Source organism: Bacillus sp. AR4-2, from assembly GCF_008274865.1.
Classification (GTDB): Bacteria; Bacillota; Bacilli; order Bacillales; family Bacillaceae_G; genus Bacillus_A; species Bacillus_A cereus.
This window is the reverse complement of sequence record NZ_CP031063.1, coordinates 13,077-28,085: the sequence shown is the minus strand read 5'-3', so window position 1 is coordinate 28,085 and position 15,009 is coordinate 13,077. Positions and strand designations below refer to the sequence as shown.

Here is a 15,009-nt window from a genome sequence, read left to right as displayed (position 1 = left end):
AAAAGAGAAGCCCACAATTAGTAAGCTTCTCTTTCAGTGTGTTTCTTAGAAACCAGATGTAACACCTTGAATTGTACTTCCTAGCGCTCCTGCGCCCCATAAAAGAATGCCACCAACAACAATGTACATTAACCATTTTTTCGCTGTACGACTTGGTCCTTCACCAAACATGAACATGAAACCAATGATACATACACAGAAGATAATTACTGCCAAACCAATTCCTTGTAATTTTCCAGTCCAACTCGTTAGAGCACCTCTAACAGAGTCAAAAAAATCATTGTAAGTTAGTAATTTCATCGCAAAAATAGTAAATAGATCCATTTTAATTCCCTCTTTCTTAATTATCCTTAATTTTGTGATTGATTTTGTCTTTTTTCTTCTTGTTTAACAACTGAATCTGCAATAATCTCCATCGAAGCGTCTTCTAGCATTTTGTTTCGCCACTTAGGATTTTCTCCTTGTAACAGGGACAGACAGTTGCTATTCACAATCTCTTGTGACCAACTTTCATATGTCTTTCCCTCTTTCTTTAAAATCACTGTTACCGCATCCTGATACGGCGCTTTTTCTACTTTATTTCTTCTTGTTGTACTAGCCATATTTTCTAACTCCTTTACTTAATACTTCGTATTTTTGTGAGAGATAAAATGCTGAAATACATCCTCAACTTCAGGAATTCCGTTTGAACAAATTGTTATGATCGCTATGAGCGCAATCACGCCACCCATAAGAATCATTAAGCGAAACACATTGTTTTCAAGCATTTCTTTAACACCTTCTCTCTAGCGCACTTGTGAAGTTGCAGAACCATGAAACTTCATTTCTACGTCAGGCAAATTAAAAAGAATAATCTTTAGATTAGCTACAACCTGATAATCTACTACGTCACCAAAGTTTACTTTCTTGTTTAATTGGTCACTTTTAACGCTTAAAGCTCCTTGATACTGCTTTTCGCTATAACCTTTTAGATAGGCTGCCGCTTCTTTTGTTAAGCCACCATGTCTCTCAATTTGATAGTTAACTTGTTGTTTATACGAGTTCACATCGCTTAATTGAATACAAAAAAGAGCTACTGCCACCATCATCATGATTAACATTAGCCCTACAAACCATTTCACTATTAACATAATGGAACTATCTAGCATAATTCACACCTACTCATTTTCTTTCCCCTCCCTTATGATCTATGAGAGATTAATTGATGATAAGTGATGGACTAGCACCGCTGCTGCAAACCCTACTACTAATATGAAAGAACTCATAACAATCTTAGTGGGGAAGAAGTTAAATCTTCTTAACTTAAAAGCTATGATTTCATCTATCGCTCTTTGTAATTCTGCACTTGCCATTTGCCCTAGCTCATTAATTACATTTGTATCACTAGAGTTTTGCTGGAAATCATATATCGTTTGCATGATATTAATCGACATATCGCTTCCACTGGAACGCATAGCGTAATCCGTAAAAGGCTGAATATCATTGGGCTTATCTGTCATTTCAGACATTAACTTAGCTAATGAATTCTTATCTACTGGATTGTCCATTCGGTTCAGTATCTTTCGAAAAACCTGATACAAACTCGTTGATTCGCCTGATTCTTTTAAATAAGGAATCAGCAGCCTTGTAAACTTAGAGAAGTTCAAATGTCTTTCAAACTTAAAAGCGTTATACGTTTTGGTCACATGCGTATACTTAGAACGATAGAAGAAGAAGGGCAACCCAAAAGCTAACAGATAACACCAACTTGTGAAAAACAAGCCTAGTAACAATCCGAAAAAGCTCAGTAAGATCGTTTGAGTTATTCGTTTCTTTTGAAACTTGTTAATCATTTGTTGGTTGTTCCCCATTTCTTCTAACATGCTGTATAAATCCTCTTCAGCAAACATTCGATTATAGCGGTTCTTTTTAATGCTTTTAGCTGTTACTACTCTCATGCTTTGACCTCCATGATTGAGTCATCAAAAAGATATGTAGTAAAGGATTTAAAGAAGAAACACATTAATGTCATGTAAATACCACTTGTAATCCAGCCAATCGGATGCCTTGCGAATGCCGTTATATACGTTTTAAAGCCAAAAGAAAAAGTAATCGCAAGTACAAACACCACGATTACCCCACAAAGCATTTTCATATCTTTTAGATGCCCTTCTTTTTTACGCTCGTAATCATCCTTTTTCTCTTTCATCTCATTGTGATGCGTTTTAATATCTTTCAATGTTTCCAGATTCGTTCTCCCCTCTAACACGCACGTTTCAAGCTGTTCTAAATACTGGTCGAAAGTAATATCTTCACGATATTTATTCGACATTTGTTTAAAAGCCTGAAGTACCTGCTCCTGATCCGCCCCCATTACGCTTGCTAATAATATTTTTAAGTCCGCTCTCAATTCTCCTTGCGAGCGATCACTCGCTCTTTGTAAAGAAGTTAAGAGCGTTTGACTATCATTGGTTAACAGCGAAGTCATATTATTAACAAACTTATTTCTTTCCCGAAATGAATCACGCTCATACGCCCTTTTAATAACTTTGGGCATTAACACTTTCAATCCATATAATGCTCCGATGCATCCTAAAATTAACGATAACCACCATATATAGAGCAACAGAAAAGAAAATACCCCTGTAACTAATCCTGGAATAATCGCATATCGAAGATAATCCTTTCTATTTAAGGGCTTCCCATATGCAATCTTGAAAGCATTGATTTCTTCTGCATTCACAAATTTCTTTTTCTTGGTTTTCGCATTAAATGTAGAGATTCTCATACTTCATACCTCCTTTCCAAAGAACTCTTTCCTTACCTACTAATAATTAAGCCCTTTTTGAAGGCTACTTCATCCGTATACTTAGGAAGTTCATAGCTCAAATCAATTTCTGCCAGTTTGTCATGAAATTCTTCTGATAATGCGCCCGTAGAGAATGTAAATTTGCCGTTCCGGTATTTTTGTTCAAATACCATTTCGTATCCCTCAACTGAATACTCCACTATTTTTGCTAAATAGCGAATGACACGTTTAATTTGATTTCCATTTGTATCAGTTGTTTTCACTACTACACGCTTAATATGGAAGCCAAAATTGAAATAACGCATAATATCTTCTTCTAGTGATTTTTCATCTACCTGATATCCAATTTTGGACATATTCACAAGCCTTTTCGGTGATGTTTCTGCATCTACCGAGTGCAGCGAAGTCACTACATGGTGTCCTGATAATACCGCTTGAATCATTTCATATGTTTCTTTTCCACGAAGCTCAGAAATCATAATCCAACGTGGATTATTTCGTAAGGCAGCTACTATTTCGTCCGTAACTGTAACCCCGTTTCCAGTTAACCAACTAAATACATCTTTGTCAGGAAACAAGGACTTAACATGTGTTTCAGGGACATCTTCAATCATGATTGCCTTATGATCGAATCGTACAAACGAGAATAAGAGTTTTAAAACTTCCGTTTTTCCCGTTCCTGTTTCGCCTGAAATTAAGATGTTATTCCGACTCTCCATTACTACTCTAAAAAAGTCATATATGAATTGAGGGGCGAATGTTTCAAAATTATCCTCATTCAGTACCAAATTAGGGCGGACAATCCTCAATGACATGGTAGAGTTACCATTCGTATTTTGACTATGTACTGCATTGATACGAATTGAACCATACACACCATCAAAGATAGGGTTTTTAGGAGTAAACTCTTTTCCCACCGCATGAGCAAATTTCTGAATTAATCGTGTGATATACTGTTCGGTAATTTGATGTTCATTGTCTTTATAAATCTCTTTATAATCACTTGATTCCACAATTAAATGACTACCGTTATAAGATATATCCGTAATATCGGGACGATCTTTAATTAATCTTTCTATAACGCCCGTCCCGACAATCTCAGACACAACATATTCAATTACATCATCCACGCTGTCTTCATCATAATCCATAAAGTAAGCTGGGTACTCCTGCTTAATTTTCCTCTTTATTTCTTGCCTTGCTTCTTCTTTTAATAGTGCATCTATAACTAACTCAGCATATCTATTTTTCAATTCATTTCTTATCGTTTCTAACTTTTGGGAATTGAAATCATGGAAGTCTGTATGATGACCGTTTTCTTTTTTCACACCAAGTATTTTCATTCGTTTCTCCTTTCTTTTAAGATGATGCAATACTTACTTTATAAGTCGCTTGATACGTTTGATCCCCGTCATGGATAATGGCTCGAATTGCCTTAGTAGAGCCATTCTTATTATCTAAGTACTTAAACTCGTATGTTGTACCGCTGCTGATTTTTACAAGCTTATTTGATTCAATGCGTTTCTTAAAATCCTTTTCAAATTCACTCTTTACAATAAACAGCTCTCCACTTTGCACACGGGAGCTATTATCTGCATTTGAGATTACACTCGCTCGAACTGTCTCTGTAACGCCTTGTGTAATGGAGTCCGTGGCGAAATTCTCTCTATAGTAATAACCACCTATGGAAACTAAGAAAAGCCCTAAAACGATTATTATGAGGATGAATGGATGTTCTTTCAGCTCCTTCACTCCTTCCCAAACAAATAAGGAGAGAAAATTCTCTCTCCCCTTGTTGGATATAATTATTTAACCGAGGAAAGTTTTTCTGTAAATACACTGATTACTGATTTAGTTAAGTCAGGAAAAGCAACAGAAACAACCCCTACTAAAGCAGCACCTACAACAACTGCACCAATCATCCACCAACTACGATCCGTATTTTGATCTAACATGTTTCAACATCCTCTCGATTTTTGTTTTTTTTATATAAAAAAGAGACGTAATAAAAATCACGTCTCTTTTTCTACCTAATACAACTTAATTCCTAATTTGATCGCTCTTTCTACCGTTAGGTACTTACTTAACATCAACATATTAATTGCCCCTAATGTAGTCGGCATCAAATCGTTTATAAAGTTGTGGATTTTGTCTTTTACAAAGACAACCCACATATTCAAGCTAAATCCATCAAATTGACTCATATCAAAACTAAAGTCAAAATGGAACATATCTTTTATTGAGAAGTTCCCTGAAAGTAAATCTCCGATGCCTGCTTGTGTAAAAGCGGAAAGGCTGCCTTGCAACGAATATCCAATTAAACGAATTACAATCCCCGTAATGACGAAGTATAGCGCCATAAAGATGATTTGTTTTTTGGCTGAACTGTATGTTAGGACATTCACTCTGTTCTCAACTCCTTTCCTATCGCTTTAACCAAGCAACATCTTCATCCGACCAGCCCGAAGGCTTGCCATTTGAGAAAGGATTTCTTGGATCAACAGGCTCTACAAGTATTTCATCATCTTTTAATGTGTCAGAGCCAATCGTCCCGTACATAAATGCATATATATTTAATGGCTGCGTCGCTTCAAAATTCACTTTATTTACCCCTATAGGCAAATTCGACTGTACCAAGAGGTTATACTCTCCTAAGTCAGCCCAAATTGGGGTATATAATCTACGCTTCCCATCTTTCAATGCTTTCTTAATACGAGAATCTTTGTCTTTGACCTGCTGATCCGTAAATAAAGCACCTGTTTTTTGTTCCACATTGATATGTGGTAACTCAAAGGTGAAATTGGTGTTCTTTTTATCTGAACTAGCGCTTTTTTTCGTTTCATCCAGTGGAACGATGACATGTTCATCTTTCTTCGCATAATTCAAATACGAGTCAATCAATCTCTTATCCACTAAGGCATTTGCTTTGATATCATAAACGGCTGCCAATTCATTATAATAACTAGCTTCTGTTTTCAACTCAAAACCATAACCCGTTTTTTGTTTTGGCAGCTGTTTTAATGGCATTGTGAGCGTTTCATAGAACATTTCCATCTCTTTTCCGACTTCACGTTCCGTCATGATAACACCTTTGTATTTCAATTCAGTAGATTCTTTACTATTTGCCTTCACTGTTTCTTCAGAAGAAGTATAACCATCCGTATCTACCTTGTTTTTACCTTCTACAATGGAAATAGATTCTTTATTTACCTTTTCGAATCTCACTTCGTAATTTCTCTTACTATTTTTCTTTAAAAACTTAGATTCGACTTTAAATTTTACTTCTTCAGGCAATTGATCAATCGTATACACCTTACTACCAACAAGCTGATTATCAGCCTTATCATACAAGTTAACCGTAATCTCATCCTTACTTGTTTCCTCATATACGATATCCTTATCTAACCTTACGGTTACAGGAAGTCCACTTTCAGCTGGTGCAGTATCTATCCTTATTTTTCTGATACCAACATTTGCATTCGCCACAATGGTATACCGTACTTGATTCGAAATAGGTGATAACTTGTAGTCAACAGATGTATTAACCACTGTTTTACTGACATATTGATCGCCAAATTCATTCTTATGCGTACCGTAAACGAGGTTCATTTTTACAACATCACTGCTGCTTAATGAGTCATTTATATACAACAAAATAGAGACCACTTTTGATAAGTCCTGCTCTCCTGTATACCTGTACCAACCATTTGATTGTAAATCAATCTTGTTGGGGTTATTTGATTCAACAAAGCTATTATTTAGCCATATTTCAACGTTTTTATGATTCGGGTTGTCCATTGTTAATTGCTTTAAGAATGTTACACCATGAAAGGCAGAACCGTTTTCATCCTTATTTCTAGGGACATGCGTTAATGCTTTTACATGTGCTTCATCTTTCACAGTCGTATATGGCTGCACCCCAATTTCATAATCGCTATTCTTTTTCCCTACAACTTTTTTTATGGTTTCACTCACACCAACCATACCGATTTTAACAATTGAAATGCTATTGGAACTCGTTCGAAACTTTTCTGCCCTGGTATCCATTGTACTACTAATTGTATTTTCAATTTTTAATCCTACTTGATTTCCAATCGGTAATAAAACAGGATTAACTCTTGCTTCAAAGTTGATTTTCTTCAGTGCAGTATGATTTCGATCTAACGTATCATACCAAACTAGGTAACTTGTCCCATCATCTTTCTGCTCAATTTTCGGCTCAATATTCGTATCACCATATTTAGCAGAACCAATAACATAATCAAGCCCCTTTGGTAGCTTCACTTTCATTTCAACCTTTTCATCCATCGACTGAAAGTCTGTTTGAACAGGCATTTTCATTAGATTATCAACTGTTACTTGTACATGATCTGAGCTATAATACGTGTTCTTATTCGTTTTAATTTCACTGCTTACTTCACCGTTTATGTTATTTAGCGTTTCAAAATCAACCCCGCCCCCTACAGGAGCTTGCAGTTTCGTCATAACTCCATGTTCATCATATTCAGTGAAATTATCATACTTACCATCTTCCCGAAGACGATATCTCGTTTTTCTATCAGCTGTAGGATAAACATCAGCAGCCGTCGTAATGATATTCGGCGTACCTTGTTCGTTTACACTACCCGTTTTCTTCGTTTTTACCTGTAAACGAAGATTTCTTACTATAATTGCTCCATCACCGATTGCATCATTTACATCGTTTTTAATCGCTCCAACTTCACCATGTTTTCTAGCTTCCTCATATGTGTTGTACCATTCGTAGTCTTCCGCCTTATTTTGCGTTAATACCTCAAAAGAATTATCTTTTTTCTTAGATATACCAAAAGCAACACTTTGTTTTTCTCCCTTATAAATCGGTTTTCCTAGTGGCGTTGGATATCCTTGAGCCTGTATATCTTTTGCAGCATTTAGCGCATTTTCTTTTGATAAGTAGAAGGAATCTGTATTCCATTTATAAACGATGGTTGCGCCACCTTCCGCAACAGAACGGATAACTAAATCCGAAACCATCTTAACATCCTGTCCCACAACAATTGCGGGATCACCCTTTGATACAACACTATACCCATAATGAGGTGTACCAAGTTCTCTCATTTCAGGCGTAAAGAAGGTATTATTGACCGTATATGAGCCATTCGGTGTATTCCTTTGTGTTAATGTTAATTTTGCTTTGTGTGTATACGGAATTTCATTTCCATTACTATCTTCATACGAATCAATTATAATATCTATCCCATAATGCACGTTATTTGCCATATTAGTTTTATTGTTTTCACCTAATGGTCGGTATTCATTTGGTACATGAATTAAAAAACGTGTACTAGAGAATCCTTTTTCGTTTTTACTGTAACTCGCATACGTTTGCGAAGATGAAATCATTGTCGGGAATGTTGAACCGATTACATAATTACTGACACTTCCTTGATAAGTAATGGTATTTTCGTTCAATTTGGGCTTGTTTAGTTGTGTGATTCCACTATCCCACACACTATTTATTGTATATTTGTCAATGTCACTTGCGTTCCATTTCTCTTTCGGGATATAGGAACGAGGACTATAAGATAAAATGGAGCGTGGATCATCATAACTTGTTAAACCTAATTCAAAACTCTCTGTATTGGGTTGTGGCTTTTTTTGTACCACTTCATCGACAGCTTGATAGTTAAAAATTTTAATTGGTGTATCTTTACTCTCAAAATTCAATACATCATCAGGAGTATTCTTATTATCCCAAATGACTTTTCCACTAAAATCGAAATGATAATTAATCTTTCCTCTCGGAAATGTCGCCCCTCGTAGATCATTGCGATTCGGTAAATTGTTAACGAAAAAGTCTAATACGGTAGGGAAAACTTGAGAAGTATCGCTTTTATCGGCATTAGGATTATACAGAGCATATCCAACTCTCGATAAACCACCCCAGCTATTTGTTAAACGAGCCTTTACGTTCACTTTCCCCGAAACCGTAACTGGATGAATCTCTTCAAAAGATTGTGCGATATTCTCATTTGCAATATCTTGCCCGTCTACACTCATGACTTGAATTTTAATGTTGGGCTTCAGCTTTACGCCATGTTCAGCGCCTTGCACCTCAACAGTAACGGGAATCATTAAAGAATTACCTGTTTCTTTTAACGTGTATTCCATATCAAACGAAACAATGCCCTTCTCCAAATCTTCCTTACCACCAAGAGCAAATTTTGCATTTACACGTTTGTTTGTAATTCCATTTTCCAGTGTACCGGTGATTTTCAGCTTAATATCTTTCAGCTTATCTTGTTTCTTTGGGTTAATTGTCACCTTCAATGGATACGTTACTGTATCAAACGTTCTTACAATGCCGTTATTCGGGCTTGAGTCATTCCCAGCTTCATTATTCTGGTCAAAGGGTTCTGTCCCGTCTACAATGTCTGAAGGCTTGATAAACGCTTCAAAATCAAACAAAGCACTACCTTTTTTTCCATTTGCCACAACTACCTCATTAGGAGTTAGCCCCATGCTTTTCATATCTGATTTTTCTTGCAGCACAGTCACATCGTCTGTTTTTTTCTCCTGATTCGTTGCGCTTTCTGCATATCCAAGAGAGACAAAATCAGCAAGACTCCCAAGTAAAAGGATAACAGCAAATACTAGGATGAATATCTTTCTAAAATTCAATACACATTCCTCCTTTTCCTTAAAACAAATGAAAAAGGATTGGTGGACTTCTAGTTTTTATAAACATTTGCATCCTCCCTTGAATTTTTGAGCAAAACAAAAAGCCTATCGAAATGATAGGCTTCAGCTTAACTATTTGTTTGCTCGTTCAATTGCTCCAAGTTCTGCTTCACAGTCCTCTTCTGTCCAATCTTTTATTAATTCCCACGGGTAATTGGCTTCAACTAGGATTCTCTTAAAAGTTCCCTCATTCGTTTTATTCATGGCAGCGGGATCAGGTTCAGTTATTTTTTCTTCATTATTAACATTCATTTCTTCCTCAATTACCTTAGTTAACTTTACTGTTCCTATGTCTCCATAAGGTTGCGTGCTATAACCTTTATCATTCAAAATCTTCACTACTTCTTGCATATCCATCCATGCTGCCGTACCTTCTCCAAATTTAATAGTGATTGTATTCATCCTTCATTCTTCCTTTCTTTATAAAGTTCAAATTTGTTTATGAATCAGCCATTTTAAAAATTCTTTTATCACAATCAATACAATACGCAAATTTACTGTCCTTATAATTTAGAGAATCATGAAAATCTCCGTTCTCACTTTCGCTACCATCGAAATTGTGTCTCCAAATAGACGAACCAGATATTTGTACTTTCGTATAATATCCTTTACTAGAGTCACAATGAGGGCATTCGTCTACTGGCGCTTTGACTTCAGTCATTTCATCCTCTCATTCCTGTACAAAATTTAAATTTGATAGATTTTGCAAAGTTTGTTTGCAGTAAAAATAAAATCAACTTAAAAGAATGTGTATAACAAGATTCTCAATTCCCATCCAAACTAAAGTAATAATTGATATAAACACAAACCACAAAAGAGCTTCTTTTACAGCCAATTTATAGTCTTTCATTTTTACACCAATTTTTCTGTAAAACTAATAATGAAAGAAAGCAACAAATCAAAAACTACTAATACTACCATCATGACTATTATCATTGCGGGAAATATCAAACGATTTTGACCTAACATTTTACTTCCTCCTTATTAATTTTGAATCATTAGCAATAAAAAAGAGCAGAACCATTAATATGATTCTGCTCTTAACATTTAGTTTGTCTTTTTGAATTTTTTTAGAGTCTTCTTACCATTATCAAACTTTTCTTTCAAGAATCCCTCTTTGTCATTAGTTTTCTCATATTCTTTTTTGAAATCTTTCCACTCTGTATCATTTGAATGTGATGTACCAAGATATACTGAAGAAAATCCTTCTTCTGTAGGTGTTAGAATGAAATATTCATAATCATTTAAAATAAGCCAAGGATCCGTATGAGTCATTTTTTCTTTTAATGAAATTGATACAACTGAATACGAACCACCCTTGTATTCCATTGGTTCAACTTTATAGAGGGCTTCATAATTTTGAGACCCTTTAACTCGCCATTCGTTTTCTGTATTAATCGTAATGAAATTATCTCTACTATCCTTATAAGTATCACCCTTTTTATAAGGGACTGAAGAACCTCCACACCCTGCCAGTAATACTGTTATAGATAAAAATAAAGCCGATACAACGGATAAAAACTTGAACCTTTTAAACATGGTGTCTACACTCCATTTCATTTATATTCACTACATTAATATATTAACATATGAACATTTGAGACCCCACTACTTTTACTGTAAATGAACGAGCCAATGATTCCCTCTAAGCAAAGTGATGTTAAAAACCTTAAAGGTATGAATCACATTCATTTTCTTGCAGCAGACATCTATCTTTTGTCCGAGATCATATTTTTCATCAAGCTCAAACAAGTCTACATGAATGCTTTTTGTTCTTAATATCTTCTCGATTTTATGACTCATTCGCTTCCCCCCATGATACATCTTCATTTTTTAGGGAAGCTAGTACCTTTTGAGTGCTATAGCGGTACAGCTCTGAAAATACTACATCTGATTTGTTCATCGTAACCAAGTATTCTGTTAATCCTACTAAGTGGACAAATCTCTTATTCGCACTAACTACTAAATTTATACCTAATGAGCGGCTGCCTATTAATATTTTCACTGCATCCATTGTTTTCTTCTCTACACGTTCAAAGGAAGCTAGAGAAAGAAATAATGTCTTTCCGTCTTGCTTATTTGAACTAAGTTGTTTACGTGCCTTTTTCAACGCTGCAAGACAGTCCGTTTCGCTTACATAATCGTTGAAATCTAAATGATAAACAAGTCTATGATTATCTCGTAATGCGCTTATCAGCTCTATTTGAAATTCTAAACATACATCGCTTTCGCCTTCAATTAGGCAGCCTGTCGTATGCTTCGTTTTACTTGTAAGGATATTTGCTACCTTTCTGATATACCTTTCTTGGTATTCCATACTCATAATTTTTGACTCCTATTTGATCTGTTTAATTCTACAAGAAATATTTTATATTCTTGATTTTTCTAATTTAAACGGTCTATATTCGGTCGGATACAAATGCAAGAAAAGGAGTATCTCCATTTGTAACAGAAGCGTTTAGTCTCGTTACGCTTACTCGTTAAAGGCTTGCGTGTACAAGTGCATCGCTCTGGAATCTCTCCGTCATGGCGATATGCCCAATCACTTTTATGTGTATTGTACAGCCCTTTAAGTAGTCTGTAGTCCTTGCTACAGATAGACCAACATCGATTGCTATTTTCAAGCGGACTTATTGTCCCTAAGGGTTTATCCGTGTCTTGCATCTCCTAGATTCACGAAATGGACTGGCATGCGATGATTTGCCCTTCCCCCAGCAACTATATGAAGTTTTCAAAGAACAGGATGGGGAACATACACAAGATTCATTACTTTGAGCTATGAACCCCAAGTGTGCTATGTTTCTTGCACAATTAAATCGATCAAATGTATTACTATTTCATTTTTTGCTTTGCTTTTCTCTCATAAATAACCTGCATTAATTTGCTACACGGTTTATTCTTCTTTGCGATAACAATTCCATCGCTATTTCTTACACTTTTGATATACCTAAACATATTTGTTACAGGAACTTCTCTTCTACCTGCTTGATCGTACAGATTGCCATTATCGAGAACGATTAAATTTTTTCCATCAAAGGTACTAACTTTGTGCGCTCTGTTTAGTAGAGTGCCAATATCCATTTCTTTGGTTACTTTAAGCCTGTGTGTACTTTTGCTAAACTCTTTTTCTCTCATGGTTCTTCTCTCCAATCTTATAAATTTTAATTTGTATCTAGACTTTCTCACGATCTAGACACCTGCTAACAAGTTTCTAACTCAATCCCATTCACATAAACAATCACAAATATTAAGGCGAGCATTATAAAATTTTCATATAGCCAATGGGTTTCTTACAGAATACAAAAAAGGCGTAAACTAATGTTTTAGTCTACGCCTTTTTCTTCTCATCCGAAGAACCACTTTTAAGAAGGATAACCGCACAAAACCAATAATATTAATAAAAATAACGCGTAAGTATACCCTTGCATACCTTGTATAAATACACGAAACAGTATAATATTATTGATGTTGCATCTCGTTATGCTTCATCAAGTGGGCAGCCTTTCTAAAACAGTCTCAGTGTTTTAAAAGGTCGAAAATATCTAGAGTTGGTAGCTCTTTTTATTTTCAGCCCATGTAACTATGTAATTGTTAGTAGTTCACAATTTAGATGTTAATAAACATCTTTCAAAACTAAGATTACAACGATTGTGTTTTATCGTCAATCCATAATTTCTCAAAAACTGCTATATCTAACCAAACTACATATCAAAAGTCTTCGGAAAACCCAGTGTTATCAACGGATTAGATAACTGGGATTTTTTTTGGATTTTTTAAAATCACAAATTTTGGAAACTAACAGAACGTTAGTTCTAATTTTAGTGCTTATTTTTTGTTTTGTAAACATAAAAACGTAATAAACAATAATAAAAATATAGTTCCGCATTCAGAATGATAGTTTGTGAATTTTTCACATATGTTTCTCTTGTATCGAATTTGATATTTGGGAAATTTCCCGTAAAACAACGAATGCGATTACCTCTATTGAGACAATCGCATTCTTAATATTTAAGGGTTAACCCATTCCGCCACCAGGGTCTCCCATTCTAGCATATAATTGTTCTGAATCTTTTTTGACTATATTGTTTGATTGTTCTTTATCACTAGTAGTAGCAAAAACAATTCCCGCTACTAAAGCAATAGTTGTTATTGCAAATAGAATTTTTTTCATATCGCACCACCCTCACACATTGTACCATTTTTAGTGAATTTAACCAATATCTTTTTCGGGAACTTGCTATAGAACCTGTTACCCTCGCACTCAAATTGCACAATAGCATTTTCAATTAGAGTAACTTCATTCTGCGCTATTCCTAAATAACAATATTGCATCGGAGTTAAAAATCCTTTGTTTTTTTCTAGTTCAATCAGAATTTCAATTGCTCTTTGACTGTTTCCCTTAACAATTTCACAAAAAGCTTCCTCAGCAGGGTGATAGATTTTAATATTGTCGATCTCCTGTTGATTAACTAGCTTAATAAATGCATAGGTAGTCAAGACTGATTCTTTTCTTTTGTTTGCTCTCTCTGATTGACATAAATCAAGCATATCTAAAGACTTTTTTATATACCAAGTTGCTCTTTCATAACTTTCAAACGTATATGATTCTGCAAGATACACCAAGGCTGAAGCTCTTAGAAGTGCAAAACAATCTTTATCATCTTCTAAATTCAAAATTTCATGACACAATTCTCTTGCCTTATCTACTTTATCTTGCATTAAATACGCATAAGCTAGCCCCTCTTTAATTCTTCCGCTATAAGCTGAACGAATAAATTCATCCGTAATCAGTTCAATATTAGGTTGCATTACTTCCGCATAATCAAAAAGAGAATTAAATTTTTCTAAATCATACATCGTATAGAAAGTTAATATCCCATATAAGACCTTAATTTCTTCCGTCTTAATAATTTTACGCTTTTTACGTTCCTCAAGTTCGTCTAATAACACTTTTCCTTGAAGAATACCACTACTACGCATCCATACTAGTTCATATGCAAAAGCCCATTCCCTATTCATTGCTAACGATGACTTTTTCTCACTATCAACGACTAATTTTAATAGTCTCAGATCACCTTTAGCATTGGCGTATTCCATCGCAATTCTTAAATTTATCTTGCTTGTGGTAACAGAACAAAAAGTATATAACATTTCTTGTCTTTTATTTATATCATCATACAAAATGTTGAGTAACTTAACTAAAGTCCAAAAACCAAATTGAGTTTTTCCTGTTAAATTTTTAGAAAGTGTACCGCCAGCAACCCCCATTTCCTTTGCAAGAGCACCCTGACTTCTTCTTTGGAAATCAATTGTATCTATAAGGCTGCCTAGAAATTTACTTAGTGTTTTTTCAGATTCCACATTTTCATTCTGCTTTAAATTCATACAAATTGCCCCTTAATTTAAGGATTCCCCCCCACTAACATTCAATTAACTGAATGTTAGCATGTAGTATCTTAGCATAATGATACTATAAATCTTGTCGTAAAATGTCGATAAAT

General features: G+C 35.0%; 18 protein-coding genes. All 18 read right to left on the bottom strand.

Annotated features, from left to right (window positions below):
- Positions 1–45: 45 nt before the first annotated feature.
- Positions 46–324, bottom strand: a complete 279-nt coding sequence (locus DN399_RS27255; RefSeq protein ID WP_000362952.1) for a TrbC/VirB2 family protein — start codon at positions 322–324, stop codon at positions 46–48.
- Positions 325–350: 26 nt separating this feature from the next.
- Positions 351–602, bottom strand: coding sequence for a hypothetical protein (locus tag DN399_RS27250; protein WP_000168952.1), 252 nt, complete (start codon positions 600–602; stop codon positions 351–353).
- An 18-nt stretch (positions 603–620) separates the two neighbouring features.
- On the bottom strand, positions 621–767 hold the full coding sequence (locus DN399_RS28215; RefSeq protein WP_000892402.1) for a hypothetical protein: 147 nt from the start codon (positions 765–767) through the stop codon (positions 621–623).
- 18 nt (positions 768–785) lie between these two features.
- A complete protein-coding gene (locus DN399_RS27245; protein ID WP_000887438.1) occupies positions 786–1,148 on the bottom strand; it encodes a hypothetical protein in 363 nt (120 codons plus the stop codon).
- 39 nt (positions 1,149–1,187) lie between these two features.
- On the bottom strand, positions 1,188–1,937 hold the full coding sequence (locus DN399_RS27240; RefSeq protein WP_001266995.1) for a hypothetical protein: 750 nt from the start codon (positions 1,935–1,937) through the stop codon (positions 1,188–1,190).
- Positions 1,934–2,767 carry a hypothetical protein gene (locus tag DN399_RS27235; RefSeq protein ID WP_149150141.1) on the bottom strand — a complete coding sequence of 278 codons (834 nt, stop codon included), beginning with the start codon at positions 2,765–2,767 and terminating at the stop codon, positions 1,934–1,936. Before DN399_RS27235 ends, DN399_RS27240 begins: the two co-directional genes overlap by 4 nt.
- 32 nt (positions 2,768–2,799) lie before the next feature.
- The gene (locus tag DN399_RS27230; protein WP_149150140.1) at positions 2,800–4,131 is read right to left on the bottom strand and encodes a CpaF/VirB11 family protein; all 1,332 of its coding nucleotides are present in this window, start codon (positions 4,129–4,131) and stop codon (positions 2,800–2,802) included.
- A gap of 16 nt (positions 4,132–4,147) precedes the next feature.
- Complete coding sequence (locus DN399_RS27225) at positions 4,148–4,531, bottom strand: hypothetical protein (RefSeq protein ID WP_033666666.1); 384 nt, start codon at positions 4,529–4,531, stop codon at positions 4,148–4,150.
- Positions 4,532–4,593: 62 nt separating this feature from the next.
- Positions 4,594–4,743: a hypothetical protein gene (locus tag DN399_RS28210; protein ID WP_000886829.1), complete on the bottom strand. Its 150-nt coding sequence runs from the start codon at positions 4,741–4,743 to the stop codon at positions 4,594–4,596.
- 75 nt (positions 4,744–4,818) lie between these two features.
- Positions 4,819–5,193 (bottom strand): hypothetical protein, encoded by a 375-nt coding sequence (locus DN399_RS27220; protein WP_001101888.1) that lies wholly within the window; start codon positions 5,191–5,193, stop codon positions 4,819–4,821.
- Between the two features lie 19 nt (positions 5,194–5,212).
- Positions 5,213–9,448 (bottom strand): hypothetical protein, encoded by a 4,236-nt coding sequence (locus DN399_RS27215; RefSeq protein WP_001011324.1) that lies wholly within the window; start codon positions 9,446–9,448, stop codon positions 5,213–5,215.
- A gap of 132 nt (positions 9,449–9,580) precedes the next feature.
- Positions 9,581–9,910, bottom strand: coding sequence for a DUF8088 domain-containing protein (locus DN399_RS27210; RefSeq protein ID WP_001092476.1), 330 nt, complete (start codon positions 9,908–9,910; stop codon positions 9,581–9,583).
- Between the two features lie 37 nt (positions 9,911–9,947).
- Positions 9,948–10,169 (bottom strand): hypothetical protein, encoded by a 222-nt coding sequence (locus DN399_RS27205; protein ID WP_000141155.1) that lies wholly within the window; start codon positions 10,167–10,169, stop codon positions 9,948–9,950.
- A gap of 386 nt (positions 10,170–10,555) precedes the next feature.
- Positions 10,556–11,047: a DUF5512 family protein gene (locus tag DN399_RS27195; protein ID WP_000476274.1), complete on the bottom strand. Its 492-nt coding sequence runs from the start codon at positions 11,045–11,047 to the stop codon at positions 10,556–10,558.
- 253 nt (positions 11,048–11,300) lie between these two features.
- Positions 11,301–11,831, bottom strand: coding sequence for a hypothetical protein (locus DN399_RS27185; RefSeq protein WP_000061605.1), 531 nt, complete (start codon positions 11,829–11,831; stop codon positions 11,301–11,303).
- A gap of 509 nt (positions 11,832–12,340) precedes the next feature.
- The gene (locus tag DN399_RS27180) at positions 12,341–12,643 is read right to left on the bottom strand and encodes a hypothetical protein (RefSeq protein ID WP_001208169.1); all 303 of its coding nucleotides are present in this window, start codon (positions 12,641–12,643) and stop codon (positions 12,341–12,343) included.
- An 880-nt stretch (positions 12,644–13,523) separates the two neighbouring features.
- Positions 13,524–13,679, bottom strand: coding sequence for a hypothetical protein (locus tag DN399_RS28205; protein WP_000721692.1), 156 nt, complete (start codon positions 13,677–13,679; stop codon positions 13,524–13,526).
- Positions 13,676–14,893, bottom strand: a complete 1,218-nt coding sequence (locus tag DN399_RS27175; protein WP_149150139.1) for an AimR family lysis-lysogeny pheromone receptor — start codon at positions 14,891–14,893, stop codon at positions 13,676–13,678. The genes DN399_RS28205 and DN399_RS27175 overlap by 4 nt, the downstream gene beginning before the upstream one ends.
- Positions 14,894–15,009: the final 116 nt, after the last annotated feature.

Bases quoted from the DNA above. Each gene is read 5' to 3' on its own strand.
- DN399_RS27255 (WP_000362952.1), bottom strand. From the start codon at position 324: ATGGATCTATTTACTATTTTTGCGATGAAATTACTAACTTACAATGAT.
- DN399_RS27250 (WP_000168952.1), bottom strand. From the start codon at position 602: ATGGCTAGTACAACAAGAAGAAATAAAGTAGAAAAAGCGCCGTATCAG.
- DN399_RS28215 (WP_000892402.1), bottom strand. From the start codon at position 767: ATGCTTGAAAACAATGTGTTTCGCTTAATGATTCTTATGGGTGGCGTG.
- DN399_RS27245 (WP_000887438.1), bottom strand. From the start codon at position 1,148: ATGCTAGATAGTTCCATTATGTTAATAGTGAAATGGTTTGTAGGGCTA.
- DN399_RS27240 (WP_001266995.1), bottom strand. From the start codon at position 1,937: ATGAGAGTAGTAACAGCTAAAAGCATTAAAAAGAACCGCTATAATCGA.
- DN399_RS27235 (WP_149150141.1), bottom strand. From the start codon at position 2,767: ATGAGAATCTCTACATTTAATGCGAAAACCAAGAAAAAGAAATTTGTG.
- DN399_RS27230 (WP_149150140.1), bottom strand. From the start codon at position 4,131: ATGAAAATACTTGGTGTGAAAAAAGAAAACGGTCATCATACAGACTTC.
- DN399_RS28210 (WP_000886829.1), bottom strand. From the start codon at position 4,743: ATGTTAGATCAAAATACGGATCGTAGTTGGTGGATGATTGGTGCAGTT.
- DN399_RS27210 (WP_001092476.1), bottom strand. From the start codon at position 9,910: ATGAATACAATCACTATTAAATTTGGAGAAGGTACGGCAGCATGGATG.
- DN399_RS27205 (WP_000141155.1), bottom strand. From the start codon at position 10,169: ATGACTGAAGTCAAAGCGCCAGTAGACGAATGCCCTCATTGTGACTCT.
- DN399_RS27195 (WP_000476274.1), bottom strand. From the start codon at position 11,047: ATGTTTAAAAGGTTCAAGTTTTTATCCGTTGTATCGGCTTTATTTTTA.
- DN399_RS27185 (WP_000061605.1), bottom strand. From the start codon at position 11,831: ATGAGTATGGAATACCAAGAAAGGTATATCAGAAAGGTAGCAAATATC.
- DN399_RS27180 (WP_001208169.1), bottom strand. From the start codon at position 12,643: ATGAGAGAAAAAGAGTTTAGCAAAAGTACACACAGGCTTAAAGTAACC.
- DN399_RS28205 (WP_000721692.1), bottom strand. From the start codon at position 13,679: ATGAAAAAAATTCTATTTGCAATAACAACTATTGCTTTAGTAGCGGGA.
- DN399_RS27175 (WP_149150139.1), bottom strand. From the start codon at position 14,893: ATGAATTTAAAGCAGAATGAAAATGTGGAATCTGAAAAAACACTAAGT.